Origin of the sequence: Culturomica massiliensis, assembly GCF_900091655.1 — a bacterium.
GTDB lineage: Bacteria > Bacteroidota > Bacteroidia > Bacteroidales > Marinifilaceae > Culturomica > Culturomica massiliensis.
Map to the genome: position 1 here is coordinate 943300 of NZ_LT594621.1, position 26966 is coordinate 970265.

Annotated in this window: 22 protein-coding genes, 1 tRNA gene and 1 pseudogene; 9 read left to right on the plus strand and 15 right to left on the minus strand. The window is 40.0% G+C overall.

Going from position 1 to position 26966, the window contains the following annotated elements:
• Positions 1–6 precede the first annotated feature (6 nt).
• Both BN8908_RS05140 and BN8908_RS05145 read right to left on the minus strand, forming a co-directional pair.
• Positions 7–435, minus strand: coding sequence for a Fur family transcriptional regulator (locus BN8908_RS05140; RefSeq protein ID WP_021988760.1), 429 nt, complete (start codon positions 433–435; stop codon positions 7–9).
• 7 nt (positions 436–442) lie between these two features.
• Positions 443–2398 carry a heavy metal translocating P-type ATPase gene (locus BN8908_RS05145; protein WP_068689521.1) on the minus strand — a complete coding sequence of 652 codons (1956 nt, stop codon included), beginning with the start codon at positions 2396–2398 and terminating at the stop codon, positions 443–445.
• Between the two features lie 126 nt (positions 2399–2524).
• Here BN8908_RS05145 and holA point away from each other — a divergent pair, with 126 nt between their 5' ends.
• Together holA and BN8908_RS05155 are read left to right on the plus strand one after the other, a co-directional pair.
• On the plus strand, positions 2525–3535 hold the full coding sequence (gene holA / locus BN8908_RS05150; RefSeq protein ID WP_021988762.1) for a DNA polymerase III subunit delta: 1011 nt from the start codon (positions 2525–2527) through the stop codon (positions 3533–3535).
• A gap of 111 nt (positions 3536–3646) precedes the next feature.
• Positions 3647–4231 carry a D-glycero-alpha-D-manno-heptose-1,7-bisphosphate 7-phosphatase gene (locus tag BN8908_RS05155; RefSeq protein ID WP_021988763.1) on the plus strand — a complete coding sequence of 195 codons (585 nt, stop codon included), beginning with the start codon at positions 3647–3649 and terminating at the stop codon, positions 4229–4231.
• Here BN8908_RS05155 and BN8908_RS05160 read toward each other — a convergent pair.
• From BN8908_RS05160 to bioD, 3 genes are read right to left on the minus strand one after another with little or no spacing between them, the layout of a single operon-like run.
• Positions 4178–5392, minus strand: coding sequence for a hypothetical protein (locus BN8908_RS05160; RefSeq protein WP_148453213.1), 1215 nt, complete (start codon positions 5390–5392; stop codon positions 4178–4180). The two genes, BN8908_RS05155 and BN8908_RS05160, sit on opposite strands and share 54 nt — an antisense overlap.
• 2 nt (positions 5393–5394) lie before the next feature.
• Positions 5395–7200: a peptidase U32 family protein gene (locus tag BN8908_RS05165; protein WP_068689525.1), complete on the minus strand. Its 1806-nt coding sequence runs from the start codon at positions 7198–7200 to the stop codon at positions 5395–5397.
• Positions 7201–7204: 4 nt separating this feature from the next.
• Entirely contained in the window at positions 7205–7870 is a 666-nt protein-coding gene (gene bioD / locus BN8908_RS05170; RefSeq protein ID WP_021988766.1) for a dethiobiotin synthase, read from the minus strand.
• A gap of 290 nt (positions 7871–8160) precedes the next feature.
• Between bioD and BN8908_RS05175 the strand changes: the two genes are divergently transcribed.
• The gene (locus tag BN8908_RS05175) at positions 8161–8868 is read left to right on the plus strand and encodes a YiaD family glycine zipper/OmpA-like lipoprotein (protein WP_021988767.1); all 708 of its coding nucleotides are present in this window, start codon (positions 8161–8163) and stop codon (positions 8866–8868) included.
• 137 nt (positions 8869–9005) lie between these two features.
• On the plus strand, positions 9006–10616 hold the full coding sequence (locus tag BN8908_RS05180) for a serine hydrolase (protein WP_068692118.1): 1611 nt from the start codon (positions 9006–9008) through the stop codon (positions 10614–10616).
• A gap of 69 nt (positions 10617–10685) precedes the next feature.
• Here BN8908_RS05180 and BN8908_RS05185 read toward each other — a convergent pair whose 3' ends face one another.
• Positions 10686–11594 carry a bifunctional enoyl-CoA hydratase/phosphate acetyltransferase gene (locus BN8908_RS05185; RefSeq protein WP_021988769.1) on the minus strand — a complete coding sequence of 303 codons (909 nt, stop codon included), beginning with the start codon at positions 11592–11594 and terminating at the stop codon, positions 10686–10688.
• Positions 11595–11917: 323 nt separating this feature from the next.
• Between BN8908_RS05185 and BN8908_RS05190 the strand changes: the two genes are divergently transcribed.
• On the plus strand, positions 11918–13012 hold the full coding sequence (locus BN8908_RS05190; protein WP_068692120.1) for an MFS transporter: 1095 nt from the start codon (positions 11918–11920) through the stop codon (positions 13010–13012).
• A gap of 86 nt (positions 13013–13098) precedes the next feature.
• On the opposite strand, the gene BN8908_RS05195 is transcribed toward BN8908_RS05190, so the two are convergent.
• The 8 genes from BN8908_RS05195 to BN8908_RS05225 form a co-directional block, all read right to left on the minus strand.
• Positions 13099–14277, minus strand: coding sequence for a DUF418 domain-containing protein (locus BN8908_RS05195; protein ID WP_068692122.1), 1179 nt, complete (start codon positions 14275–14277; stop codon positions 13099–13101).
• A 110-nt stretch (positions 14278–14387) separates the two neighbouring features.
• Positions 14388–14627: a hypothetical protein gene (locus tag BN8908_RS18900; protein WP_235837410.1), complete on the minus strand. Its 240-nt coding sequence runs from the start codon at positions 14625–14627 to the stop codon at positions 14388–14390.
• A gap of 177 nt (positions 14628–14804) precedes the next feature.
• Complete coding sequence (locus BN8908_RS18905) at positions 14805–15191, minus strand: hypothetical protein (protein WP_235837411.1); 387 nt, start codon at positions 15189–15191, stop codon at positions 14805–14807.
• A 98-nt stretch (positions 15192–15289) separates the two neighbouring features.
• Positions 15290–15574 (minus strand): hypothetical protein, encoded by a 285-nt coding sequence (locus tag BN8908_RS05205; RefSeq protein WP_068692124.1) that lies wholly within the window; start codon positions 15572–15574, stop codon positions 15290–15292.
• Positions 15575–15889: 315 nt separating this feature from the next.
• Positions 15890–16639, minus strand: coding sequence for a transporter (locus BN8908_RS05210; RefSeq protein ID WP_316245205.1), 750 nt, complete (start codon positions 16637–16639; stop codon positions 15890–15892).
• 156 nt (positions 16640–16795) lie between these two features.
• Positions 16796–17983: a transglutaminase-like domain-containing protein gene (locus tag BN8908_RS05215; RefSeq protein WP_068689529.1), complete on the minus strand. Its 1188-nt coding sequence runs from the start codon at positions 17981–17983 to the stop codon at positions 16796–16798.
• Between the two features lie 41 nt (positions 17984–18024).
• Positions 18025–19002, minus strand: coding sequence for a dihydroorotate dehydrogenase-like protein (locus BN8908_RS05220; RefSeq protein ID WP_021988776.1), 978 nt, complete (start codon positions 19000–19002; stop codon positions 18025–18027).
• Positions 19003–19034: 32 nt separating this feature from the next.
• A complete protein-coding gene (locus BN8908_RS05225) occupies positions 19035–19706 on the minus strand; it encodes a YggS family pyridoxal phosphate-dependent enzyme (RefSeq protein WP_068692126.1) in 672 nt (223 codons plus the stop codon).
• A gap of 352 nt (positions 19707–20058) precedes the next feature.
• Between BN8908_RS05225 and BN8908_RS05230 the strand changes: the two are divergent.
• The 4 genes and pseudogenes from BN8908_RS05230 to BN8908_RS05245 form a co-directional block, all read left to right on the plus strand.
• A pseudogene (locus tag BN8908_RS05230) lies at positions 20059–20373 on the plus strand (acyltransferase family protein); the annotation flags it as partial.
• 124 nt (positions 20374–20497) lie between these two features.
• A complete protein-coding gene (gene truA, locus BN8908_RS05235; RefSeq protein ID WP_068689530.1) occupies positions 20498–21262 on the plus strand; it encodes a tRNA pseudouridine(38-40) synthase TruA in 765 nt (254 codons plus the stop codon).
• On the plus strand, positions 21262–22413 hold the full coding sequence (locus tag BN8908_RS05240; protein ID WP_068689533.1) for a lipoprotein N-acyltransferase Lnb domain-containing protein: 1152 nt from the start codon (positions 21262–21264) through the stop codon (positions 22411–22413). The genes truA and BN8908_RS05240 overlap by 1 nt, the downstream gene beginning before the upstream one ends.
• A 54-nt stretch (positions 22414–22467) precedes the next feature.
• Positions 22468–22540: transfer RNA gene (locus BN8908_RS05245), tRNA-Phe, on the plus strand.
• A gap of 170 nt (positions 22541–22710) precedes the next feature.
• On the opposite strand, the gene BN8908_RS05250 is transcribed toward BN8908_RS05245, so the two are convergent.
• Positions 22711–26730, minus strand: coding sequence for a hypothetical protein (locus tag BN8908_RS05250; RefSeq protein ID WP_068689535.1), 4020 nt, complete (start codon positions 26728–26730; stop codon positions 22711–22713).
• Positions 26731–26966 lie beyond the last annotated feature (236 nt).

Here is a 26966-nt window from a genome sequence, read left to right on the forward strand (position 1 = left end):
GTGCCCTCAATTTTTTAATTTCAAAGCACAATCGGGACAAATCCCCTTCAACACATAATTGATACTATTAAGCGTAAAACCTTTGGGCAGCTCTACAACCGGAGTCGGTATACCTTCCAGACAAAACGTTTTATGACAATATTCACAGTTGAAATGAGTGTGTAAATCTTCGACGGCACATGCACAACTATCGCCACATACCGCATATTTCAGCGAACCAGTCCCATCGTCGATACTGTGTATCAAATGGTGGGACAGAAAAAGGGTGACGGTACGAAACAAAGTAGATTTATCAACAGTATCCAATAAATTTTCCAGGTCCAGTAAAGAAACTGCCCGCTCTGCCCGTAACATGGCCTGCAACACCAATATTCGTATAGCAGTCGGTTTGATTTCCCTTTTTGCCAGCATATCCAAACAAGTTTTCTCTTCCATAACCATTCTATTTAATCATTTTTTGTATCCGTACGGCATTCAGTATGGCAATCAGTGTAACCCCTACGTCCGCAAAAACGGCCTCCCATAAAGTAGCCATCCCACCGGCTCCCAGAATCAATACAAGCAATTTTACGCCAAAAGCCAAAGAGATATTTTGCCAAATGATCCGGCGTGCCTGTTTTCCGACTTTAATAGCAGTAGCAACCTTAGAAGGCTGATCCGTTTGTATTACGACGTCGGCCGTTTCTATGGCGGCATCGCTCCCCAATCCTCCCATTGCAATCCCCACATGACTCAAAGCCAGAACAGGAGCATCGTTTATACCATCCCCGACAAAAGCAATCCGGTTTTCCGGATTCCGGCGTAACTCCTCAATGTGCTTCACTTTTCCGTCAGGAAGCAGGTCTCCGTATGCCTGCGTTACGCCCAGCTTTTCTGCAAAGTTAGTAACAATACGTTGTTTATCACCCGATAATATCTGAATGTTACGGATATTTAACGCTCTCAGGTCCTCGACAGCAGTAAAAGCATCCTCTTTCAGCCTGTCCGACAACGACAAATAACCTGCATATTCATCTCCCAAAGCACAAACCACAATCGTATCCCTTACAGCAAGCAACTCTTCCGGGAAATCGATATCAAACCGGGACAACAAACGGGTATTTCCTGCCAAAACCCGGACTCCGTCTGCCTCTGCGACCAAACCGTGACCGGCGATCTCCGTTACACCGGCGACAGCAACCGGCTCTATCTTCTGATCCTTCGCATAACGTTCAATCGCTTTAGCAATCGGATGTGTACTATTCCGCTCTACAGAAGCCACCCAACGTATCAGTTCTTTCTCCGAAAACTTCGGTGCCGGCTTACACAACTGCACTTCAAATGTCCCGCGAGTCAATGTACCGGTTTTATCGAATACAACTGTATTAATTTGGGTAATAGCGTCCAGATAATTTCCCCCTTTAAACAGAACTCCCAACCGGGAAGCCGCTCCGATACCTCCGAAATAGCCCAAAGGAATACTGACAACCAAAGCACAGGGACATGAAATAACAAGAAAAACCAACGCCCTGTACAACCAATTGTCGAATGTAAATACGAACTGTGTATTGACCAGCGAATACAGAAAAGGCAACGACACGATCAACACGGCCAGACCGATGACAACCGGCGTATAGATACGGGCAAATTTACGAATAAATAATTCGGCCGGCGCCTTGCGTCCGGAAGCATTCTGAACCAACTCCAAAATACGGGCCAAGGCACTTTTATCGAAAGGTTTGGTTACTCTTATCCGGACCACCTTATCCGTAACAATCATTCCGGCAAGAACCTCTCCGCCCTCTCTGATATTCCGGGGCACACTTTCTCCCGTCAAGGCGGCTGTATTGAAAGCTGCAACGTCATTCAACATCACACCGTCCAACGGTACCCGCTCTCCGGGTTTTACCTCAATGACTTCATCGACCTGTACCCGTTGAGGTTCCTCTACAATAAGGACATCCCCCCTGACGACGACAGCCCTTTCCGGTCTGACATCCAATAAAGCTCTGATATTGCGCTTTGCCTTATCGACAGCCTTATCCTGAAAAAGTTCTCCCACAGCATAAAACAGCATTACTGCCACCCCTTCGGGATACTCGCCAATATAAAAAGCCCCCAGCGTAGCGACAGACATAAGCGTAAACTCACTGAAATAATCTTTGCGAAAGATACTTTCCCACGCTTCTTTTATAACAGGGAGTCCGACAGGGAAATAAGCCAAAAAATACCATGTCAATGCGACATAATTCTCCCGGAAAAAAGCCATATCCATTGCATTCAGCATTATTCCACCGAGTAACAGTAACAATGAAAGTAAAACTCTCCAATAATCACGGATAAAACCGGATTTTTTTAAAACACTGGTAGGCTGTGCTTTCTTATCTGCACAACATCCGCAACTGGCATACTGTTTCATATTCTTTTCTTTTTATTTTTTACAAAGATAACAGACAGCAAATGCAACAAAGTTGCAAAGTTTAATACCGATACATGTAAAAATAATAAGGTATTATTTCCTATCTTTGTCCCAAATACAGGAACAATGAGTTTTGAGGAAATTATAAAGGATATTAAAGCCAAAAAATACAAACCCATTTATTTTCTGAACGGAGAAGAAGCGTTTTTTATCGACCGTATCACCGATCTGATCGAGAAAACCGTACTTACCGAAGAAGAAAAAGCCTTTAACCAAACGGTTATGTACGGCAATGACGTCAATATGACGACCGTTACCGATACGGCCCGGCGCTTCCCTATGATGAGCGAGCGGCAAGTGGTTATTGTCCGGGAAGCGCAAAATATCAAAGATTTCGATAATCTCTTACCTTATATCGAACATTACCAAACCTCAACCATCCTGTTACTGGCCTACAAAAACAAAAAAGCCGACAAGAGAAAAAATGTATTTAAAAAACTAAATGCCTCTTCCAACTGTATCTGGTTCGATTCCAATAAATTATACGACAATAAAATCCCGGATTGGATTATAAACTACTGTAAATCGAGTTCATACAATATTACGCCCAAGGCTGCAGGTATTTTAGCCGAAAGCCTGGGAACTGATTTAAGCCGGGTAGCAAACGAGATCGACAAGCTGATATTACTGCTTCCGCCGGGAGGAACGATAAAAGAATCGTTGGTAGAGGAACACACCGGTATCAGTAAGGATTTCAATACCTTTGAACTACAAACGGCCATCATTCAAAAAGATTTCCTCAAAGCCAACCGCATCGTCAATTATTTCGAAGCCAACCCCAAAAACAGTCCGTTGGTACTGACGATTGCCACCTTGTTTAAATATTTTTTGAATCTGCTGACCTATCATTATCAGAAAAAATCGACCCCTAATGCACAGGAAATGGCAAGACTGCTGGGCATCAACAGCTTTTTTATGAAAGATTATACCGACGGGGCGCGTATGTACAATGCAGTCAAATGTGCCGGCATCATCTCATTATTGCGTGAATATGACATGAAATCCAAAGGCGTAGGCAATGTCAATAGTTCCGACGGAGAATTGCTGAAAGAACTGGTCTTTAAAATTATGCATTAACCGGCCAAAATTAAAATTTTTTATTATCCGGAATACGGCAGAATTTCTTTATATTTGCATATACCAATTTACGGTTGCATAAAAATGCAATGAATAAAAGTAATAAAAACAATGCGAAGAAGAAAAACATCTGTAAACGTAGTGAATCCGGATGAAAAGCCTTTGAATAAAGCAGTATTCTTTAACCGGGACGGGACGTTGAATTGTGACGAGGGTTTCGATTATATCTACCGGCAGGAAGATGTACATTTTAATCCGGGAGTAGTCGAAGGATTGAAAAAACTGCAGGATGCTGGTTATCTTCTCTTTATCGTTACAAATCAGGGAGGAATCGCCAAAGGCATTTATACCCATGAACAAGTTAAAGAAGTACACGATTATATGTGTGCCGAATTTGCTAAAAACGGGATCTGTATCACGAGGATATACTATTGTCCCCATCATGAAAGCGTAAAAACCTGTGTTTGCCGAAAACCTTCTCCTTATATGATCAATCTGGCTATCGAAGAATTCAATATCGACCGCAACCGTTCCTATATGATCGGAGATAGTCCCCGGGATACCAAAGCTGCAGAAGCTGCCGGTATAAAATCCATCAAAATTCACAAAAATCAGGACATTACTCCGGCCGTAAATAAGATCCTAGGAATAAGAGCCAAAACCATCAACATGAATCTGGACGAATCCGAGTTCTGATCCATTTCTTTTCCGGATAAAAAGTTCTGCCAGAAATTTTGTCGAATTATCCACTGGATTTAAATTAATATAACCTGCAATAATCTTATTTTCCTCGTATTTCAACGGGGATATATGCCGGTAACCGAGATTTTTTTGAAAAGCTTCTCCCTCTCCGGGATAAAAAGAAATTTTAAAAATTCCCTCTGAATTTTCAGCTACATAACGCTCACTGATAAACAAAGCCAATACCCCCATTGTATATCTGAGATTGATTTCAACACAAGGCTGTACAAGATATTCTCCCTGCTCATCTTTGTAAATCATCATATCTACCCCAAGAAAACCTTTATAACGGGACAAAACAGAAGGCAATATTTCCGACAATTCCTTTTTTATCGAACATAACTGCTCCCATCCGATATAAGCTGTCAACTTTGCTTCAATCCTACTTTGGGTGCCGATATAATTTCCCTGGTATTCCCCGCCATTCCCGGTATAAAAAAAAGACAGACCGGCATAATTTATGGTTCCTTCTCCGTCTGCATAAAATTCCATGGCAAAATCACATACCCGTTCCAATCGTTTTTCAACCATCACATAATTTTGCCGGTGTAATATACCTTTCAACCATTCTCCCGCCTTTACCGTTATTCCCTCTCTGCCGATTCCAAGCTGTCCCTTGCCGGACGATGACCACGGTGCCTTTACCACATATTCCCCTCCTTGCACACAAACGGCAATTTCATCCAGAGACCGGCATACTTCAGGTACTATATCTTTCCGGATAAAAGGCAAACGGTTACAAAGTTCCCGAAGGCATTGACAGGCTGTCAACCGGCTGTACAGTCCCTTGTATTCCTCCTTCCAATATCCGGCCTGTAAAAATTGATCCGTCCGGGGACTCCATCCCCACGGCTCGGCCGTTCTGTCTCCCAAGCCGGCATACATTTTCTGCTGCACCAGTTCCGGACTCAATCCGAAAATGGTTTCCCGCTCCCGTATAAATTCCTCGTCCGGTTTTTGCTGAACAAGCACAGCATCCCCCTTATCGGAGAAATAAGCCGGTAAATAGCCCAAATCTTTTGCCATCCGGATAATATTAGCAGGTGGTGTATAAAAACGCCCGCCATTGGCAATGGCCATTTCACTATCCGGATTGAAACAAAAAAGCCGTGCCATAATCAAGAAATAATCTTCATAAAACAAGCCTGACAATCAAAGTCCAGACGGAAACAATACTTTGCATTACAGATATATAACGGGAAATGCAGTTTTTTGTCCTTTCCCTGCTTCCGGCAGTAGCCCAATTCATATAAAATACAATAGCGGGTGCGCATTAATTCGCGGCCTTCCTGTTCATTTCCGGTCTCAAATCCCGGTTCTACATCCACGGCCCCGTGTTCCCGGTAAAAAAGCGCTGCCGCCTTATTATTCACATTTCCTTTCCAATCGACCTTCTCTCTCCAGTTCACTTCCGGCACAAGCTTTTTCATTCTTAAAACTTCCCGGTATTTTTCCCTTTCTACAGACAAATTCTCCAGCAATTGCCGCCGGTAATTATTGACCGCGGCTACGGGCAAAAATAGCGTTTCTCCTTCATATAGGACATCTTGGCAAAAAAAATCACTTTCCCCGCATTTCTTCAACTGCCGTATCAACCGTTCCCGTTGTCCTTCTCCCTTAGCCAACTCAAAACATTCTTGCGGCTCGAGAAAAACCTTTACACCGTCTTCATCCTCTGCATACAACTTCAGATGTCCCGCCGATGCAACAACCTTTATCCGAACACCGATTTTCCGGAAAGAATGATTTTTTTCCAATTGCACGGCAAACCGATGATCGTAATTGCGGTACAAACGGGTTCCCGGACGTACTGTCAATACTTCATTGCATTCAGCCACTTCTCCTTCTGCTTTATTCACCCGGATACCTTTCCATTCCCCGTTTTCCGGATAACACAATCCATCTCCGTTATGCATGTCTTCCCCACCGGCAATCCACAGGCGGTTTCCTTTTACTTGCCTTATCGTCCCAATATACTTACCGATCGACTTCGGGGTTTCCATATTCACCAATCCGGTTTGTCTTCCCACAGCAAAATAATCGCAATATCCCCGGTTAAAACTCCGTTCGGGATCTGCCGGAAAACCGGACTGAATTTCTCCGCTACCGACACGGTCCACTTCTCGATTCTCTGATTCTATAAGTGTCTTGATAAGCGAATGATAGTGGTTTGTAATATTACTCACATACTTCTCATCCTTCAGCCGCCCCTCTATTTTAAACGAATCTACACCGATATCAATTAAATCCTTTATATGGGCAGACATATTCAAGTCCTTCAGAGACAATACATATTTATCCTGAAGAATATACTTCCCGTCGCTGTCTTTCACGGACCATTTCATCCGGCAGGCCTGCATACATTCCCCCCGGTTGGCAGAACGCCCGGACATATAATGTGAAAGATAACATTGTCCGCTCAAACTGACACATAAGGCACCGTGAATGAACACTTCCAACTCGGCCTTCACCTGCTGCCGGATTTCCCGTATCTGTTCCAACGAAAGTTCCCGGGCCAACACGATACGTTCGAATCCCAACCGATCCAGAAAAATAATTTTCTCCGGATCGTAATTGTGCATTTGAGTACTGGCATGTAAGGCTATCGGTGGAATATCCAGTTTCAAAATACCCATATCCTGTATAATAAGGGCATCTACTCCGATGTCATACAACCGGCGAATCATCTGCTCCGCTTCCTTCAGCTCCGAATCATACAACACCGTATTGAGAGTCACAAATACCCTGCAATAAAACCGATGGGCATAATTTACCAACAGCGCGATATCTTCGATACTATTTGCCGCCGATTTACGGGCGCCGAAAGCCGGTGCACCGATATACACGGCATCGGCACCATTATTGATGGCCGCAATGCCGATCGTTAAATCCTTTGCCGGAGACAATAGTTCTACTTTTCTCATAAACTCAACCGATATAGAGTTCCGGCCATTTATTTCCTTCTATGACAGGTAATTCCAATAATTTACATTTGGGAAAATGGTCATCCAGATACTGACGGATGATCGTAATCGAATCGTTTTTTATGATTTCACTGTCATTGGGGAAATCGTTATATACGACATATTTCACATCAATTCCCCGCAGGCGGCATAACTCCAGACTCATTAAAGTATGATTGATACTGCCTAATTTGGAAGAAGCCACTAATATCAACGGATAACCGTTATCCTGTACATAATCGATTGTCAGGTAATGACGGTTGACCGGAACGAATAATCCCCCGGCTCCCTCCAATAATACCTTATCGTATAATGCAGTCAATTTTTCGGTTGACCGGTGAATGATTGCCGTATCGATAGTTATCTTATCAATTTCTGCCGCTAAATGTGGCGAAGCCGGATAGGTCATAACATAAGGACAGGTTGTTCCGTCCTTATCCACTTCCTGTGGCTCTATGCCCATAATCTCCCGGTGTTTCAATATATCCTCCGATATTCCCCGGCATCCCGTCTGGATAAACTTCTGTGTAATGACCTTTACTCCTTTTTTCAATAGTGTCCGGGCTATTACTCCCGTAACAATAGATTTTCCGGCATCCGTATCGATACCACTGATAAAATACACCGACATGCTTATATATTTTAAATGAGAAATCTTAAATAATAACGATCCGAGATTCTCCTGGTTTAATTTCTGTTTTTTGCATTACAGCAAATACAATCGCAAAAATATAAAAATCAGTCCATAAATATCTCAAGTTTGTGAGATTGCTCTAATTTATTTTAAGATAAAATCAATGATCACAAACTCCGGTTAATAAATCCAACATTTACTCTGATTTTCAACCTACAATTAAAATCTGTTTTTAAACTCGGCAGCCACATATTCCGTAAACAAGAAGGAAAATAAACGCCAAAAACATGAAAACAGGAAAACTTTTTACAGCACTCTTTTTAGGAAGCTGTATCGTATTCTCCGGATCGGTATTTCCGGGATGTGCAAGTATGAGTAATACCGGCAAAGGAGCGATGATCGGAGCCGGCGGTGGTGCAGCCCTGGGAGCTGGAATCGGAGCATTAGCCGGAAAAGGAAAAGGAGCATTGATCGGAGCCGCTGTAGGAGCTGCCGTCGGTTCGGGTACAGGGGCCTTAATCGGCCGGAGAATGGACAAACAGAAAAAAGAACTGGAGAAAATTCAGGAAGCCAAGGTAGAAAGTGTTACCGATGTCAATAATTTACAAGCCCTTAAAGTAACCTTCGATAACGGCATCCTGTTTGCGACTAATAAAAGCGAGTTGAGTCCCTCAGCACGTACAGCCCTGACAAAATTCGCAACATCCCTGAAAAATTCGCCGGATACGGACATTACGATCTACGGGCATACGGACAACACTGGTAGCCGGGCCGTCAACGAAAAACTATCGAAAGAAAGAGCCGACGCCGTAGCTAATTTTCTGGTCGGAAACGGAATCAACCGTTCCCGGATTACCACCGAAGGATTAGCTTACGACCAACCGGTTGCCGACAACAGTACAGCCGAAGGCCGTGCCCAAAACCGCCGCGTGGAAGTTTACATCACGGCAAATTCAGATATGATTAAAAAAGCAGAAAACGGGACTCTGGAATAAATGCAACTCCCGTACATAATAATTAATCAAAAAAGAGCTTCGGGATAAATGGTATACTTTAAATGAATTATAGCCATTTATTCCCGGAATGTTTCCGGTTATCTTTGAATAAAATTAATCAACGAAAACCGAATAGTATGAGAAAAAGCTTGTTTTTATTTGTAGAACTGCTGATTTCGGGAACGATATTAGCGCAAACGGGAAAAATGGATATGAAGAAATATGAAAATCAATTACCTCAACAAGGCAGAGGCAATGTACAGGTTGCTTACCAGGGAAAATCCATAGACCAAATGATTTATGAATTTATGGAAGAACAAGGTATTCCCGGAATGACTCTGGCTATTGTACAAGCCCCCTATATACCGCGTGTCGTCGGATACGGAATAACGGATATCGAAAAGGGAAATCTGGCCAGTCCGAAAACCATTTGGCCGATCGGTCCTATTTCACAAGGATTCACCGCTGTTGCAGTGATGCAATTGTATGAAAAAGGAAAATTAAATCCGGACGACAAAATCAGCAAATATCTGAAGGATATTTCTGAAAATTGGAAAGACATTACCGTCCTCCAATTAATGCAGCACAGTTCCGGGATTGCTGATTACAGAAAACAAAGCGGATTTACGGCCTCGAAAGCCTATACTCCTGCCGAACTGATTGCCATGGTCGAATCAGCACCTCTGGCCTTTACCCCTGGAACAGAAGTAAAGCAAAGTGCCACTAATTTTCTGTTATTGACTTCAATAATTGAAAAAGTAGCAAAAATGCCCTATCACGAATTCGTAAAAAAGAATCAAATCGATTATTTGGGAATGAAGGAAACCTATTTCGACGAAGATTTGTCCAAAGTAAAACAAGAAAATATAGGAGCAAGCCGTAATTTACACCAGGCTTTTAAACATGACAAAGACTACATCGACCCACTGGAAACATCGACAGGCTACCGGGACAAAGAAGGCAAATTGGAAAAGGTAGCCCCTTTAAACGGAGCAGCAATGAAAGGTTTTTCCGACTTATGGGCCTCCGCAGAAGACGTAAGCCACTGGGACATTGCACTGGCCGGCAGTATCCTGATCGCCAAACCTGAAAACCGGGCATTGATCTATGAACCGACCAAACTGACAAACGGTAAAACAGTACCTGCAATGGCCGGTTGGCAATTCTACCATCACAAAGGATTGATGGACATCAAAGGCAATGTTCCCGGACACTCGGCATTCCTAAGCCGGTTTACGGATCCCTCCGAACTGGTATGCGTCACTTTACTGGCCAATAAAGAAGGAGTAGATTTGACAAATCTGGCACGCCGTATCGCTGCGGCATTCGACAATGGGAAAATGGGTACGGGAGCAAATGACAACATACTCTATACCTATGAAAGCCAGTTCAGTGTACCCGAAACAATGGCAAAATTAAATCAAAACATCAAAGCAATGGGAATTCCCGTATTCGCCATATTCGATCACGGCAAAAATGCAGCAGAAGTCGGGCTGGAACTCCGGCCAAACCAGGTCATTGTTTTCGGTTCCCCCAAAGTAGGTACCAAACTGATGCAGGACAATCCGAGTATCTCCATTGAATTACCTCTGAAAATTTCAGTATGGGAAGATAAAAACGGCAGTGTATGGGTTACTTTCCCGCAAATGGAACAAATGGCTTTAAATTACAATATGGATAGCCCGATCATTGAAAAAATGCAGGATTTGCTGGAAAATCTGGTAGCACAATCAACTAATGTTTACTAAGGATATATACCCAAAACAAGAGGGAGCTTGATCGCTCCCTCTTCTATTTTTGTATTATTTTGAACGATTTTACGCCAACAAAGCCGCCAAAGCAATGGAATTTAATTTGGTTTCCACGCTATCTCCCCTGGAAGACAATACACTCGGTACTTTGGCTCCGACCAAAATAGCCCCCTGATTAGACTTACAGATTTTGGTATTGGTCTTATAAAATACATTTCCGGCTTCCAGATTCGGGAATACCAAACAATCCGCATCTCCGGCAACTAATGAATGTACTTTCTTGATCTGCGCTGCTTCCCGGTCAATGGCAACATCCAGAGCCATCGGACCGTCCACGATCACAGAAGAACAAATTTGTCCCCGCTCCGCCATTTTGGATAAGATTGCAGCATCCACCGTCGACTGCACCTTGGGCAATACCTGCTCTGTCGGAGTCACCAAAGCAACTTTCGGACACTCTATCCCCAACGCTTTAGCAGTCAGGGTCACATATTTGATCATCGCAATCTTTTGATTCAGATCAGGCGCCGGAATAACAGCGACATCACTTATCACCAATAATTTATGATACCCCGGACATTCCATCACCGTCACATGAGACAATATCGTATTCGGATCTACCAAACCTTTTTCCTTATTCAATATAGCACGCATATATTTGTCCGTACTGACCAAGCCTTTCATAATCACATCGGCTTGTCCCTCCCGAACCAATTCTACCGCTTTTTGAGCAGCTTTTATATCGTTGGGCTCATGTATCATTTTAAAGCACCCCGCATCATAACCCAATTCCGCACATACATTCCTGACTTCTTTCTCATCCCCGATCAATATCGCTTCTATCAATCCCATCTTTACAGCCTTATAAGCAGCCTCGATCGAATGACTGTCATTAGCATAAGACACCACCAGACGTTTTTTATTGGCATTCTGTTTTAGTGATTCATAAATATCACTGATTTTTTCGATTTTCATAGTTTTTAGCTGTATATTAGTTATAATGTGTAACAAAAATATATGAATTTATTTAAAACCAAAAGAATCTTGCACATTTTATTCTCTTTTGTGCATTTTTTCACAAAAGCCAAAACAACGATACCGGTCCCTCCCATTACCGGGTTTGTCTTATAAGCAGTATTCTTATTCTCAAAAGGATTTAATTGAGAATTTAAAATCTAAAATTTACAATTAAATTCTACCTTTGTCCGACAGAATCAAAAATACTGCTATCTGTGTCTCTCAAAAGAAATCTGATCGCCTTATATCTGATAAAGGTTTCCAAATGGTTTACCTTGGTCATGCCTGTCATCGTACTTTTCTACGAAGAAAACGGCCTGAATCTAAAAGATATATTTCTTTTGAAGAGCGTGTATTCCATTGCAGTCGTCGCTTTCGAAATTCCGGCCGGTTACCTGGCCGATGCCTGGGGACGCCGGAATACTTTGATTTTAGGTTGTACGTTAGCTTTCGGGGGCTTTCTTTGTTATTCTTTTTCCTACACCTTAGGAGCTTTCTTTTTAGCTGAAGTGCTGTTAGGAACGGGACAAAGCATGGTTTCAGGGGCTGATTCGGCCCTGCTGTACGACACCATGCTCGGCAATCGGCGGGAAGACGAATACCTCAAATACGAAGGAAAAGTTACTATGATCGGGAATTTTTCAGAAGCCGGTGCGGGTTTGGTCAGTGGCTTTCTGGCAGCTTATTCTCTCCGTCTCCCTTTCTATTGCCAGACACTTATTGCTTTTATCGGAATACCGGCAGCCCTGATGTTAAAAGATTATTCCACCCGGGTCAAAGTAACCAATCCGGTTGCCAATATTTTACACATTATCCGTTATTCCCTGATCACCAATAAAAACCTGTGTTACGATATCATGTTCTCCGGAATCATCGGTGCCGCAACCCTGACAATGGCCTGGTTCGTTCAACCGATACTGATGGCCATCGATACGCCGACCACACTATACGGTATTATATGGACCGTCTTAAACATGACAGTAGGAATAGCTGCTTTATATTCCGATAAATTAAACCGATTATTGGGAGAGAACCGGACCTATCTGTTGATTTTGATATTCATCTCCGGCGGTTACCTCCTGGTAGCTTATAATATCAGTTATTTCGGTCTGTTCCTGCTTTTTCTCTTCTACATCGTCAGAGGCTTTGCCACTCCCATCCTGAAAGGCTATATCAACAAGCAGACTTTCTCAGAAATGCGGGCGACGGTACTTTCCATTCGTAATTTCATCATTCGCTTATTGTTTGCTGCAATGGCCCCTTTTATCGGATGGCTCAGCGATGCCTATTCCCTCTCCGCGGCATTACAAGTGACAGCACTGATTATCTTTATTCCGGGACTGGTATTTTTACTTTTACAATGGAAAAAACATTAAAAGGATTAAACAAACAACCGTTACTCCAATTTGCGGCTAACTAGCACGACGAGGAGTATTTTCCACATACAGTCACTCCGGATTTCTTATTTACTTCTTGAATACAGCCATGTCCATTTATGCCAGATAGCTTCCAACGGCCCTTGTTTATGCCTGTTCAACCACCATTTGCAAAATTGTACCTGTAAAACAAACAAAATAAGACCGATAAATAAACTGAAAGTATATCCGCAATAAGGGGCAAGATAAAGTCCGAAAGGAAAATAAACAAAGGCTCCCAACAGGGATTGTGTAATGTAATTGGTAAGACTCATTTTACCATAAAAACACAAACCCGAAACGGTTTTACGAAATTTTTCATTCTGATAAAGCAATACAAAAGAGGCGATCAACACAAAGGTAAATGCCAACTTCTGCCACATATCGAATGCCGTTCCAACGGTTTGCTGTATCGATGTGTTATTTTCCATAACCACTTCTTTCAACTGGTATAACGGTGCGAAAAAAACGGCACCGATGATAAGCACTTTTATCCAAAAACGGATATTTTTTTCACCGTTTATAAAAAGTTGTTTCCTGCCGATGTAGAAACCCAGCAAAAACAGTCCGGCAGTCTGCAAAATACGCCCCGCTCCTACAGCCCATAACAAACTGGCTTTTTGCCCTAACGTAATATTACCCCAAATAAATTTACAAAAATTTCCGGATTTAGTATATTCTGCAACTTCTCCATACATCGCTCCTACGCCCAGATCAGGCATCTTATAATCCGGATTGATAAGGCCGGCTACATAATGATACCATTCAACAGGCTGTAACAAAAAAATTACCGCAGTAATCAATACAGCCTTATCACTCCAATTGCGAGTCAGAAACAATACGATTCCGACAACAGCAAACAGCAGCAATACGTCGCCTGCTGGAAAGAAAGCTGCATTCAATGTGGCGAATCCCACCAATAATACCAATCTCCATAAAAAACGATATCCGAAATCTTTCCCTCTTTTCCTTTGATTATCGCATTGGATATAAAATGTAAATCCGAATAATAATGCAAAAATAGCATAAGCCTTACCGGCAAATAAAGAAAATATGATATGAAAGACACCTTGATCCAAAACGCTCAACCAGGCGGGCGCAGCAGTCGGATAAACGGGAAAAATAAAATGTTCCAGGTTATGCACTAAAATAATAGCCATTACAGCAAATCCCCGCAAGGCGTCCACAACTTCAATACGGGCTGTTTTCTTTACAGATTGTTCCATCTCTATCCGAACAATATCCTCCTTTTGCAGTATTATCGGATCAGGATTACTTTTTTCCCATTTTTCCGATACGACATATTTTTGCTCCATAAGTATCTTTTCCTTGAAAACTATTTGACAATCGTTCTTAAAGCTCTTTTAATGATATATTGTGTTTCTTTTGTGTCACTTTCTTTCTCCCAATGTTTACAAAGTTCTCCGACAAATTCAGGTCGTGTCTTGCTTGCGTCATTCAACCAATTTCCGACACTATTCTGAACATATCTGGAGGTGTCGGATTTCAATGGTTCCAATATAGGCAATCCCAATTCCGGATTTTGTTTCAGGATTTCAATATGTTCGCACCACACCCCCCGCGGTCTGGTTACTTCGCTTGCAAACCGCCTTATATTTTCATCACCGTCTGTTGCTCATACCGATAATATTGCAATACTTTCGGGCAAATTTTGTACGATAGTTTTTCTCACATCAACCCAAGCATATTCCCTGACATTAAAATGTCTGTCGGCAGCAAATGGCCTTATTGCCTAAAGCATTTGCTGTACACTCAATTCTGTATTTTTTCCTATAATGTAAGTTGCCCAACATCTGACGATATCTGAGCGGTGTCTTGAAATAGTAAATAAAAGATCACTGTCATGATGAGCCCTTATCTGTTCATAAATCCCCATTGCAATTGTTTCATAAACCGTCTTGGGAGTTTGTTTTTCCAGCTTGTCCAGTCGTTTCAAAATCGGTTCCAGGTATTTTTTTCTACCGCATTGCATTAATAAGTTTTCAAGCAAAATTTTCCGATCAACACCCAAAAACTCCACCAGATTAGCAGATTCTATTTCACCACGGTTCAGTTGTTCCAAAATAGTTGCAGGTATCTCTTTGATTGATCTTGATCCTTTTCTTTTAATTTCAATCATTTATTAAATGTTTTATATCTATAATTCACTATTTTATAATTCCGTATAAACGATATTCCGCTCCTTTTCCTTATACAAATAAAGAATCATCCTGATAATTACAGATCATAACAAACCATTCTTAAATAAGTGACAAATAAAGCCAAAAGAAACATACCTATATTTTTAAAGAACATTCCCCAATAGCAATTATCCCAAAAATAATGTGCCAGCAAATAGCTGAAAGTACTTACGCCTAAAAAAATGAGCACAGCAAAAAGTATCCAATATTCAACACCGGCAGCTATCAGTCCAGCACACATTTTATTGACCGCCCACCACATCAGAACATGATACAAAGCAAAGTTCAACAGATAAAAAATAGCCTTCCCAAGTGTTTTCATCATTATAATTTTAACATATTTATGTGTATCTTTCCGAATCTCTTTCGTTCGTTATTCACATACATCATTTTTCACGTGGCTATAAATGTAGGAAATTAATCTGAATGCTGAAAAGACTTAATTTTGAATTATTGCAAGCCTGCCAAAAAAGAAAATTACCGATACAAGTTATAACCATTTATTTTATTATTCCAACGAATACAAATAACAAAATAGTAGCAGAACAAATGTATTTTTTAACTAAATAAAAAAATAGGAGAACTAACTGAAATCGAAGCAAATAAATACAAAACACTATATATCAAAATTTTATACTTATTGTTTTATCTCACTCTTTCTCTTTTTCCACAATTGCCAACTATTAATTATATTTTGCCACAACACATAGGCAGCAGGTCCGACGGCTGCTGTCGGACAAAGATAAATCTGTGACATCCAAATCGCCAGAATGGTATTTTTCTGTCCCAATCCCTGACCGCCTGCAATCGTATTACCGTACTTTTTACCCATCCGGCGTCCCAGCCAAAACTGGCAAATACAAACGCCCAATGCCAACAATGCCAGCAAAACTTCGTTGGCATAATGAGGATCGGGTTGCTCCAGCAAAAAGGTTACGGTACGGCCGGTTACAATCGTCAATGCCAACGACCACATATAAAAAGCCAATATCTGTACCGACAACAGCCACCTGTGAAAACGGGGTAACAAATATTGCACCAACCAGGCGCCGAACAACGGAAAAATCAATAAAGGAACAACCTGCCGTCCGATATATCCGAAAGACTCCCAGAAAGGCAACGTACTGTTCGTCCCCAAAAATGAAAAAATGACAGGAGCTGCCAAAGCTACCGCGACATTACTCAAAAAGACAAAACCGGCCAGAAAAGCAACACTTCCTCCCAACATACCGGTAATAACGGCAGCTGCGGTAGCTGTAGGAGCTAAAATACATATCAGTATGCCTTGCGCAATCTCCCGATTAAAAGGGGATATTGCTCCATATACCAGCAAACTTCCACATAGTTGTATCAGCAACAACCAGATGTGAAGGCGTGTGAATCTCATATGCTTCGGCGAAATCTTACAAAATGTCAGAAAAAGCATACAAAAAATCAAAGTCGGAGTCATAAATGACAAAAGCCCGATATAAGAATGAAATAATGCTCCCGTTAGCATAGCTATCGGAAGCATCCAGTTTTTTAATGTTTGTATCACACCGAATTATTCCATATATAATCTTACTTCTACCGGATATTCGCCCACCTTTACGTCCACAACACTGTCCTTGCCCATAGTCGTCGTATACTTAAAGGTATACGTTTTATTCTTTTCCAGTAAAAACTCCAATACATCATTCATATCCTGTTCCGGGCCGGAAGTCCGGCCTCCTCCTACCTGCTCCTTACCGCAAAATACATCGACATTGGCAGCCACCCTGTCATCCGAATTTTCCGTACACTGCGCTGTTTTGAACATCATCAACTTTAAAGGGATATGATTACCGTCCCCTTTTACAGAAGTCAGGTATTCCTTATACAGATTTACATAACGGTCTGTCACATTTTCCGCATTTACATAACGGATGCTCTCATCCCACACCAAAGGAAAATAAGTATCAGCAGGCTTATAAGAAGAAGCATATATGGCATGTTGCGGATCCGCTTTATCAGCCTTGCCGGCATCGGCGAAAAACCAGGCTTTATTCAAGGCATTCGGGTAATACTCTGTAAAATACCATTGTCCGTTTATCCACACCTCACACCAATTGTGATTGCCCCGGTTGTCATGCCAATTAGGTGTGCCGGCAACACGGGCCGGAATACCTACCGACCGGAAAGCATCGACCAGCAATATCGACAAACCACTGCAGGAAGCCATGCCCTGCCGCATCGATTCATAAGGACTTTGGTCCGGTTTTTCCCGTTTCGTATTATAATCCACTTTCAACTCATCCCGGATATTACGATTCACCGAATCGATGGCTTCCTCTATCGTTTCACAGGAAGCTACATATTGTAAAAAACGACCGTAAAAATCAGCCCGCCATTCATCCCGCGTTTCATTCAGACAGGCATACGGCAGAACTTCATTGAAAAAGATGCTGTCGGGTAAAGTCCTGGTCCAGGGAAACTGCTCTTTGACCATGTAGGCATAATCAACATTATTCAGCAAAAAACCAGCCTTCAACGTCTTTAAATCCTGCTCGGGCATATAAGCAATCAGAAATGCCATACCTTCTTTATAGCGGACATCGCAAGAGTCTATGGCTTTATTGAGTTCTATGACATTTTCCCCTGCCCGGGCAAATGCCTTATCCAACAATTTATGATACTCTTGAGGTATATCCGGATATCTGTTTCCGGAACATCCGAAAATGCACACTACCCATAATAACATCCAATACTTCATAATCTTCTAAAATTAGGCCAATTATTCCTTTTCCTACAAAACTATTCCCGGCTACTGAAATATTTCATAAACTGCGCCCTTTCGTAACGGGAAGCATTGTCTACTTCTGCATATGACAACTTCCGACGGAAATCTTCAATGGTTTGATAAGACTTATCGACCATCCAGGAAGATAAAAAACGATTCATCACAGCCAATGAAGAAATACCGCTCTCATACATTTCGGAACACACCTGTACCGTCGTCGCTCCGGCCAATAATAATTTAACAACCGCTTCTCCGCTGTGGACCCCCGTTGAAGCTGAAATCTGCAACAACGGATCTTTTCCTGCCAATATTCCCGTCCAGCGCAAAGTTGTACGCAAATCCGTCGGCATACTGAATACAGAAGCCGCCCCGACTGTCTCATTTTCTATATTAATGTCCGGTTCGTAAAAACGGTTGAAAAGAGTCACAGCATCAGCTCCGTATGCTTTTAATTTACTGATAAAAGCCGGCAGATTAGTGAAATAATGACTCAATTTCATAATCACCGGTATCTTTATCTGTGATTTGACATGCTTAACTATATTGAAATACATATTCTCAACATCTGTACTCTCAGCAAACTCATCCAAAGGTAAAATAAAAGCATTCAGTTCGATGGCATCTGCCCCGGCATTCTCAAGCTGACAGGCAAAATCCACCCATTCACCGTCCCTCACACAATTGATACTCGCAATAACCGGAATTTTCAATGTACTTTTGGCAGCTTTGATTAAACCGATATATTGATTCAGGGTATGTGCCCGCACATAGTTCCGGACATAATCTTCCTCTTCCGGATAACCGGCATCACTGATAGACTGGCTGGCTTCCTGCATAATCTGTTCTTCAAACACCGATTTCAATACCACCGCACCGACTCCGCACCGTTCCATTTCCTGTAACTTTACAATATCGGAAGTCAATCCGCAACTTCCTGCAATGATCGGACTCTTCAATTCCAATCCGACGAAATTCACTTTTAAATTTGCCATATTTCTATTTTTATATTATTCTGTATTTTATTTCACTTATAAATACGACTGCCGAATATCGAACTCCCGATTCTAACCATAGTAGCCCCTTCTTCAACAGCTATGTTATAATCTTCAGACATTCCCATCGATATTTCTTTAAAATACGATTTATCGGTAAAAAACAGTACTTCCAATTTTTCAAATATTTGTTTAAGATGGTGAAACTCTGCCCTTATTTGCTCCCGGTTGTCCGTATAAGTAGCAATCCCCATAACACCGACAATCCGGACATGATTCAATCCGGCATACTCTTCACTATCCAAAATGTGCCGGGCTTCCTCAAACGATAAACCGGACTTCGTCATTTCCTCTGCAATGTGAAATTCCAACAGACAATCGATTATCCTACCATTCTTTTCCGCTTCCCGGTCGATCTTCTGTAACAATTTCAAACTATCCACCGAATGAATCAACCGAACAAAAGGAGCAATATATTTTACATTCTTTTCCTGCAACTGCCCGATCATGTGCCATTCGATATCCTGAGGAAGTTCACGAGATTTAACGGCCATTTCCTGAGGCCGGTTTTCACCAAAGACCCGTTGGCCCACCTCATAAGCTTGACGAATATCCTCCACCGGCTTGGTTTTCGAAACCGCAACCAACTTTACACCGGCAGGTAACTCCGACAATATTTCTTTTATACTGTTTTGTATATCCATCATCCCAAACAATAAGTATCGTTTATTCCAAAAACATTTTCCGGCTCTAAAAAATAGCTTTTACAAAATTAGGAATCTTTTTAACAAGCCCCAATATTTGACCCGGGTTTTTCTGGCTCCGCCGGCAACAAGAACCCTCTATCTTATAATACAGATTAACGGACCCCTGCTCATGAGTTATCATACCTCTTCTTTATCTGAAATTAAAAATTTTAATTTTTAAATAACTTTGATCCCTAATCCGTCTTTAAAATCCAGAATATAAAACTCAAAATCAGAATAGCCTGCCGTCCTTTTTACTATTTAATAACAAAAGAATTTTAACTTTGCATCGTAAATCAAAACATTGTTTATGAATGCCCCGATTTCCTATCTGACTTCAAAACCTTACTATGAAATACTTGACGGATTACGGGGTGTAGCCGCATTATTGGTCGTATTGTTCCACTTTTTTGAAGCTCACGCCAGCAGACCAGCCGAACAACTTATCAATCACGGTTATCTGGCTGTCGATTCCTTTTTCGTTCTCTCCGGTTTTGTTATTGGCTATGCATATGACGATCGTTGGCATAAAATGACTTTAGGAAATTTTTTCAAACGTCGCCTCATCCGGTTACATCCGATGGTTATTATGGGAATGTTTATCGGAACCGTGTTCTATTTTTTCGGTAGCAAAGCAATTCTGGCCTATGCTTGTCTAAAACTATATGACAACCCCGTCCGGCAATGGCTGCAAAAACGTTTTTTGACCAAAACCGTAAAACAATAACCTTCCTAATTACCGATATACTATGCCCAGATACTTTATCGAACTCGCATACAACGGCAGCAATTACCACGGTTGGCAAATCCAACCGGGAACCCCGACTGTACAGGAAGAACTGAATCGGGCATTAAGTATACTGTTGCGGGAAGATATCAATGTCGTCGGTGCAGGCCGTACAGACACAGGCGTACATGCTTCATTCTATGTCGCCCACTTCGACACCGCGGATCCATTGACCGGCTTGGAGCAAATTGTTTATAAATTAAACCGGATCACGGGAAAAGCCATCGCGATCTATGATATATATATCGTAGAGTCCGGTATGCATGCCCGTTTTTCAGCTCTTTCCCGAACCTATAAATATTACATCGATAAACAAAAAGATCCGTTTACCTGCGATTTTGCCTGGAAAGTATACCCACTACCCGACATCGGTAAAATGAATGAAGCTTGCCGGATATTATTTGAATATACCGACTTTACCAGTTTCTCTAAACTGCACACCGACGTCAAAACCAACGACTGTATCCTATACGAAGCCTATTGGGAAGACACGGGAAAACAACTGGTTTTTACCATCAAAGCCAATCGCTTTTTACGCAATATGGTACGTGCTGTCGTCGGTACCCTGCTCGAAATAGGACAAGGAAAAATGAATACAACGGAACTAAGGCAAATCATCGAATCGAAAAACCGGTGTAATGCAGGAACTTCCGTACCGGGAAATGCCCTTTTCCTTTATAATATCGAATACCCGGAAAACATCCGAGACCTAAAAAACAAAAGCTGATGAAAACCATACGAAACCTTTTCCTCTTAATTCTGGTTGTTAGCGGAATAAAAGCCGAAGCACTCCATTTGTCTTCACAAACAAAGATCAGCATCCTGACCTGCTCGCCCGGCGCCGAATTATATTCCTTATTCGGACATACAGCCATACGGGTATGCGATCCGGCAAAAGACATGGATATCGTATTCAACTACGGCACCTTTGACTTTCAGACAGATAATTTTTACATAAAATACGCACAGGGCCTACTCCCGTATCAATTGGCGGTGACTTCGTATAAAAGTTTTATAAATTCGTATATTTCCGATAATCGGAGTGTATGGTCACAAACCCTGAATCTCGACTCTTTACAACGGCAACGGTTATTCGATCTGCTTGTAGAAAACCATCAACCGGTCAACCGGACCTACCTGTACAATTTTCTTTTCGATAATTGTTCCACCCGGGTAAGGGATATCGTTGCCAAAAGCATATTGCAACCCATCGAATGGCATCTGCCGGATATGCACAAAAGCTTTTGGAATCTGTTGGACGAATACCTCTATCGCATGCCCTGGGTAAAATGGGGTATTCACACCATATTGGCCCAATCCGGTTCCCGGGAAGCTACTCCTTACCAATATATGTTCCTGCCCGACTACCTGATGCAAGGCCTGGAAACTGCTACTTATGGAAATAAAATGCTGGCAGAAAAACAAATTATCTTATACCAGGCAACTGAATCAACCGTATACTCCCCTTGGTACACCACCCCGTTTTTTATCTTTACCCTGGGAACCGTTCTGTTAATTATCGGATTAATCCGCTTCCCTTCCGGAAAATTACTTCATACAACAGCTTTTTTGCTCTTTATCGCTTCCGGACTGATAGGCTGCTTATTGATATTTCTGGGCTATTTCACCGAACACCCCATTACAGCCCCCAACTTTAACCTAATTTGGGCCAATCCGTTAAATCTGCCAGCAGCCTTTTTCCTCTTCCGGAAAAAACGGTCTTATTTACTCCAACTCTATCTGACCATCTACGGTATCATCCTGCTTATCGGTATCCCGCTGTGGTTCTTTTTAACCCCTGCCGTCCCTATGGCATCCTTACCTCTGCTGCTGTTGCTTATCTATATCTGCACCCGTCTCAAACAAAGAAAACCTTAAAACCATTTGGCAGATTCAGCAGAAACCTCTATATTTGCAAACACAAAAAACAAAGGTGCCATAGCTCAGTCGGTAGAGCAAAGGACTGAAAATCCTTGTGTCCCTGGTTCGATTCCAGGTGGTACCACAGAAAAGAGAGTCACTTTCGTGATTCTCTTTTTTATTGACGATTGTAGATCAGAGATGAAAGTTTTTAAATTTACAATCTAACATGATAAAGATTACATTCAGTAAATGAGTGTTTTATGGTCACTTGATAGCACTTTACCCCCGTCCCCAAGTGCTATTCTTGGGGAATTATCTGTAATCAACATTCACAAAAATATGGTGCATTATTATGTTATTTTTATGAATTGACTGGGCTATTTTTATTTCAGAATTATTATATCCAAATTCACTTGTAACCTCTTTACATGATATGTATTTATAATTAACCGGATAATTTGACTCCGGTATAATTTCATTTAAATAAGTATTCCAATTATTATCACATTTTTCTTTATCTAAATTATAAATCAAGATTATAAAATTTTCCTTTTGATGATAATAATTGAAAATCTTTTGTACATGATCTTTTGCTGTAGCTTTATCCCTGTATATAAAAGCTTCACAGATGCTTATAGGAGTTTTATTTGCTGTCATTATTAGCAAATCACGTTCTCCGGGTTGTTTAGAAGTAGACCTGTTGCGGGGATTAGAAAAACCACCTCTTGATTGTGCATCAACAAACCATCCCCAGGTATTGATTCGGGAATCAACGGTTAATTCAATAATGTCATTGTATTTATCTTCATTCTTTATTTCCGAGATAGACATTATTTTATCCAACATCTTACTAGCTGCTAAGGCTATTTCATTTGTGAGAAATTCACTGACCATTAACCGACCATTAAGTTTTTCCGGCAATATTTTAATGAGAGATTCAGGGCTACAGTTTAATATTTTGTCATAATAAGACTTCAGCTCTTTAATTACCTTTTCATCCTCAATATTAAATTTACTTACAGTCTTCAGATCACTACTGAATGTGTATTTATGAAATTTTTCCGCTTCTTCTTGCAATCTAGATGCTTCGAAATAGTTACCCTGTACTTTGAGTGAATCAATATATATTTTGAGGATTTCCGGATTCATTTTAGATAATAAATCCAAATCGAGAAACATCTCACTAAGTAGTTCATATTGTTGAGTTTCATACAATATAAGCATTTTATTTGCAAGAAAGGCTGTACCAAGATTTTTTTCATCAATGTCTTTCCTTGTGTTTTTATATTCCTCCCATTCTTCAAGAGCTTCATAATAATAGTCAACATTCTTACTCTTTTCTGCCAAGCTGATTTTAGCTGCCATCCTGTTTAGGGCAATGTTTACATATTTAGGATATGCCCGGATAAGACGATCAAAGATGTTATATGAAATTTCCGGAGACTCTTTCATTTTAATTAAAGCCAAATAAAAGCTTTTTATCTCGCTATTGGAAATATCACCAACTATAATAACCCCATCGTAAGGAGGAATTGGGATAGCATTCAATTCTTTTTCATCGTTTTTGAAATAAGCAAGAATAAGTTGCGTTTGGAACAAAACATTTTTATATTCTTTATGTTTGGTCTTTCTGGCAATAACCTCTTTTTCCCAAAAATCAATAACAGTTTCAATTTGAGATATTAATTCCGGATATTGAACTATTTTTGTTAATGTCGTTTGAATTTCTGGAATCCAATCAGTATTCCGTAGAAATAAATCCACATCCGCCTCTTTAACCTTATTTATCAGGCTTTGTTTTATACTTTCAGATGATATATATTCTGTGAATGTCAGTATCTTAATAATATCATTTGACTTAATGATAATATCTATTAAGGATTCTTTATTGCCAAAATAATTAATCGCTCGTGCTACCTGAGGAAGTAAAACTTCATTTTGCGATGTATTAAACTTCCATTCCTGGTTAAAATCAAATATATCTATCTTCCCTTCTTCCGGTTTATTTTCCAAATTATCCTCAAGTATTTCAAGAATTCTCTCTTCTATACGTTTTTTAATGAGGCTAAGTGTTTCCTTTTTTAAACCGTAAGGTATTGTAGGCAAAATAAGTTTTTCATGTATTTGTAATAAAATAGCAATATGACTCCTTAGCTTTTCAGCAGTAAAACGATTCCGTTTATTATAAAAATTAGTATCACATTCAAAATCAAACCTTGGCTCTAAAAATTTATTTAATAACCGGTTCTTATAAATAAACCATATAGGAAAAAGCCAATCTACGATTTTTATTCTTTCTCTCTTTTCAGCCCATATAGGAATGGACTTTGCGCGTTTATGAGTGATAAAATCATATTTTTCAATTTCATTTATTTCAACGGTTTCAATATAGAGATTATAAAATCCATGTGTAATTGGCTGAATATTAAAATCGGATCCGGAAAGTTGCTTTTTATACCTCCAATAAGTAGAACATCTCATCAACCATGATAAACCATCTAATTTCATTAAAGGAAGTTGTACAACGCTATCATTATAGATATTTTCTTCGTCATAATCAATAAATAACTGCGATAATTCATTAATAATAGCAGGCAGCAAAAACTCTTCAATAGTTTTGGAATAACGATGTGTATTTTTCGGACTTTTTTCAATTAAACCCAACAACAGCATTTCCCGATCTTTAAGGGCTGTTTTCTGTACTATATTTTCCGAATTGGCATTTAGCTTATATTTGTTTTTATTGATTTGTCTGAATATTTGGAAAACAAACTTTGAGGCTATCTCTTTGTCATTTGGGGAAGAAATTGTTATTAATGCCAGTTGCAAACATTTTGTCCATAGCTTATTGGACAACAATTCTCTTTCTTCTTTTGGAAAATTGAACTGATCTATTATTTGAAAAGATAATGATACAAAATTCTGATTGGTCAATAAATAGGGAATAATTTCTCTTCTATGATACGTAATATTTCTTATTATCATGCCGAGAAGTGAAGGTTTCTCTCTTGAAGACAATAATAATTTTTCTATTCGTTTATAATTAAACACAGAGGATCGTTTGTCTTCTTCTGAGTCTTCATCTTCTTTACTCTCAACTTCAAAATCGTTCTTTATAATAATCCATAACAGATAAAATATCCATTTTCTCGACCTTTGATCATGCAGAAACGTTATATGGGCTTTATGTTCTAGTTTTGAGACATCATCATACAATTCAAATAAATCTGTATTATTCAAACTACATTCATTGATAAATCTCTCAGAAGTAATCTCGTATATGCCATAGAGGTGAGGTGAGTCGATACGAACTTTTCTTATTTCAACATCAACACCCTCTAAGTCTTTTTCCCCTTCAATAAGGGAAAAAGACTCATCTAAAAAAATTCTTTTTGCCTTTCCAGAACAATGAGATAAGGCATTAGGATAATCTTCGCAATAAAGAATCTTAGATAGATAAGACAAAATTCTTTCCTGATTTGAACTGAATGTAGAATCAGCTAATAATATCTCCCAATAAATTCCTGCAACCTTATCCCATAAATCTATATAGGCAATATTTGTATTATTAAAATCTATATAATAAACATCGTCGGATATTAATTCAATTATTTTTTGTGCAGTAAAAGACTCAATTGTGGGAATAGCAAATAATTGAGCAAAATTATCGTGTATCTGAATAAACTCACTTTTTAATATTTTAAGTCCTTTATTTCCTGCATTATATATTTTCTGTAAATCAAAAATAAACTGTAAATCATCCCAATGTGTTAAAAATGGAGAATAATAGTATTCGAAATTGTCTAGCTTAATAACATTATCTTTAATCTCAAATTCTTTAATCTCCCAAATGTTTTCAATAGTTATATTTGTATTGCTAATTTTGTTATAATTCTCTAATATTGGTATCATTTGATTTTTCTCTATACTCTTTACTTTTTCTGGTTGTGAGGAATATAGATAATCAAGAAATTGAAATTCATTCTTAAACTTTGAAATCTTTTCAAAAGTATAAATTAAACAACTTATCCCACCCGGTATTTCAACAAAACCTAAAACATTCCGTAACCAAAACCTGTCAAACAAACTATTACTGTTTATAGCAATATTATTCTGAGTTTCATAGTGTAATTTATAGTCCAAAAATTCAGAATAAGTCATTTTCTTTCTAATTGGTGAGGCTTTGTGAATTACTGTAGCCCAAAAGCGTGAAGCATCCCATAACAAATCTGCTTCTATAGCCTTTTGATCTTTTCGTATCATCCCCCCTTGCTCAATAGTGTAATTCTGAATAAAATGTTTTATCTCTTCTTTTAATTGATGTACTTCCATAGGATTTCAATAAGAATGTTCGGTGAACGATAACTTTTGTATTCGCTTCAATTCTGCTACCTCACTGGTTCTATTGTAAAACTTCATATTCTTTATTCTCGTCACGCTCGTAACAGTTACGACTGTTACAAAGATAAGTGAAAATTTGAGTATGCAGTTATCTTTCTCAATTTTAAGCACTTCTTACTGTTATCCCCCTATCAGAGAAAGTAAAAAAGTAATAACAATCCGATCGG

Bases quoted from the DNA above. Each gene is read 5' to 3' on its own strand.
- BN8908_RS05140 (WP_021988760.1), bottom strand. From the start codon at position 435: ATGGAAGAGAAAACTTGTTTGGATATGCTGGCAAAAAGGGAAATCAAA.
- BN8908_RS05145 (WP_068689521.1), bottom strand. From the start codon at position 2,398: ATGAAACAGTATGCCAGTTGCGGATGTTGTGCAGATAAGAAAGCACAG.
- holA (WP_021988762.1), top strand. From the start codon at position 2,525: ATGAGTTTTGAGGAAATTATAAAGGATATTAAAGCCAAAAAATACAAA.
- BN8908_RS05155 (WP_021988763.1), top strand. From the start codon at position 3,647: ATGCGAAGAAGAAAAACATCTGTAAACGTAGTGAATCCGGATGAAAAG.
- BN8908_RS05160 (WP_148453213.1), bottom strand. From the start codon at position 5,392: ATGGCACGGCTTTTTTGTTTCAATCCGGATAGTGAAATGGCCATTGCC.
- BN8908_RS05165 (WP_068689525.1), bottom strand. From the start codon at position 7,200: ATGAGAAAAGTAGAACTATTGTCTCCGGCAAAGGATTTAACGATCGGC.
- bioD (WP_021988766.1), bottom strand. From the start codon at position 7,870: ATGTCGGTGTATTTTATCAGTGGTATCGATACGGATGCCGGAAAATCT.
- BN8908_RS05175 (WP_021988767.1), top strand. From the start codon at position 8,161: ATGAAAACAGGAAAACTTTTTACAGCACTCTTTTTAGGAAGCTGTATC.
- BN8908_RS05180 (WP_068692118.1), top strand. From the start codon at position 9,006: ATGAGAAAAAGCTTGTTTTTATTTGTAGAACTGCTGATTTCGGGAACG.
- BN8908_RS05185 (WP_021988769.1), bottom strand. From the start codon at position 11,594: ATGAAAATCGAAAAAATCAGTGATATTTATGAATCACTAAAACAGAAT.
- BN8908_RS05190 (WP_068692120.1), top strand. From the start codon at position 11,918: ATGCCTGTCATCGTACTTTTCTACGAAGAAAACGGCCTGAATCTAAAA.
- BN8908_RS05195 (WP_068692122.1), bottom strand. From the start codon at position 14,277: ATGGAACAATCTGTAAAGAAAACAGCCCGTATTGAAGTTGTGGACGCC.
- BN8908_RS18905 (WP_235837411.1), bottom strand. From the start codon at position 15,191: ATGATTGAAATTAAAAGAAAAGGATCAAGATCAATCAAAGAGATACCT.
- BN8908_RS05205 (WP_068692124.1), bottom strand. From the start codon at position 15,574: ATGAAAACACTTGGGAAGGCTATTTTTTATCTGTTGAACTTTGCTTTG.
- BN8908_RS05210 (WP_316245205.1), bottom strand. From the start codon at position 16,639: ATGAGATTCACACGCCTTCACATCTGGTTGTTGCTGATACAACTATGT.
- BN8908_RS05215 (WP_068689529.1), bottom strand. From the start codon at position 17,983: ATGAAGTATTGGATGTTATTATGGGTAGTGTGCATTTTCGGATGTTCC.
- BN8908_RS05220 (WP_021988776.1), bottom strand. From the start codon at position 19,002: ATGGCAAATTTAAAAGTGAATTTCGTCGGATTGGAATTGAAGAGTCCG.
- BN8908_RS05225 (WP_068692126.1), bottom strand. From the start codon at position 19,706: ATGGATATACAAAACAGTATAAAAGAAATATTGTCGGAGTTACCTGCC.
- truA (WP_068689530.1), top strand. From the start codon at position 20,498: ATGCCCAGATACTTTATCGAACTCGCATACAACGGCAGCAATTACCAC.
- BN8908_RS05240 (WP_068689533.1), top strand. From the start codon at position 21,262: ATGAAAACCATACGAAACCTTTTCCTCTTAATTCTGGTTGTTAGCGGA.
- BN8908_RS05250 (WP_068689535.1), bottom strand. From the start codon at position 26,730: ATGGAAGTACATCAATTAAAAGAAGAGATAAAACATTTTATTCAGAAT.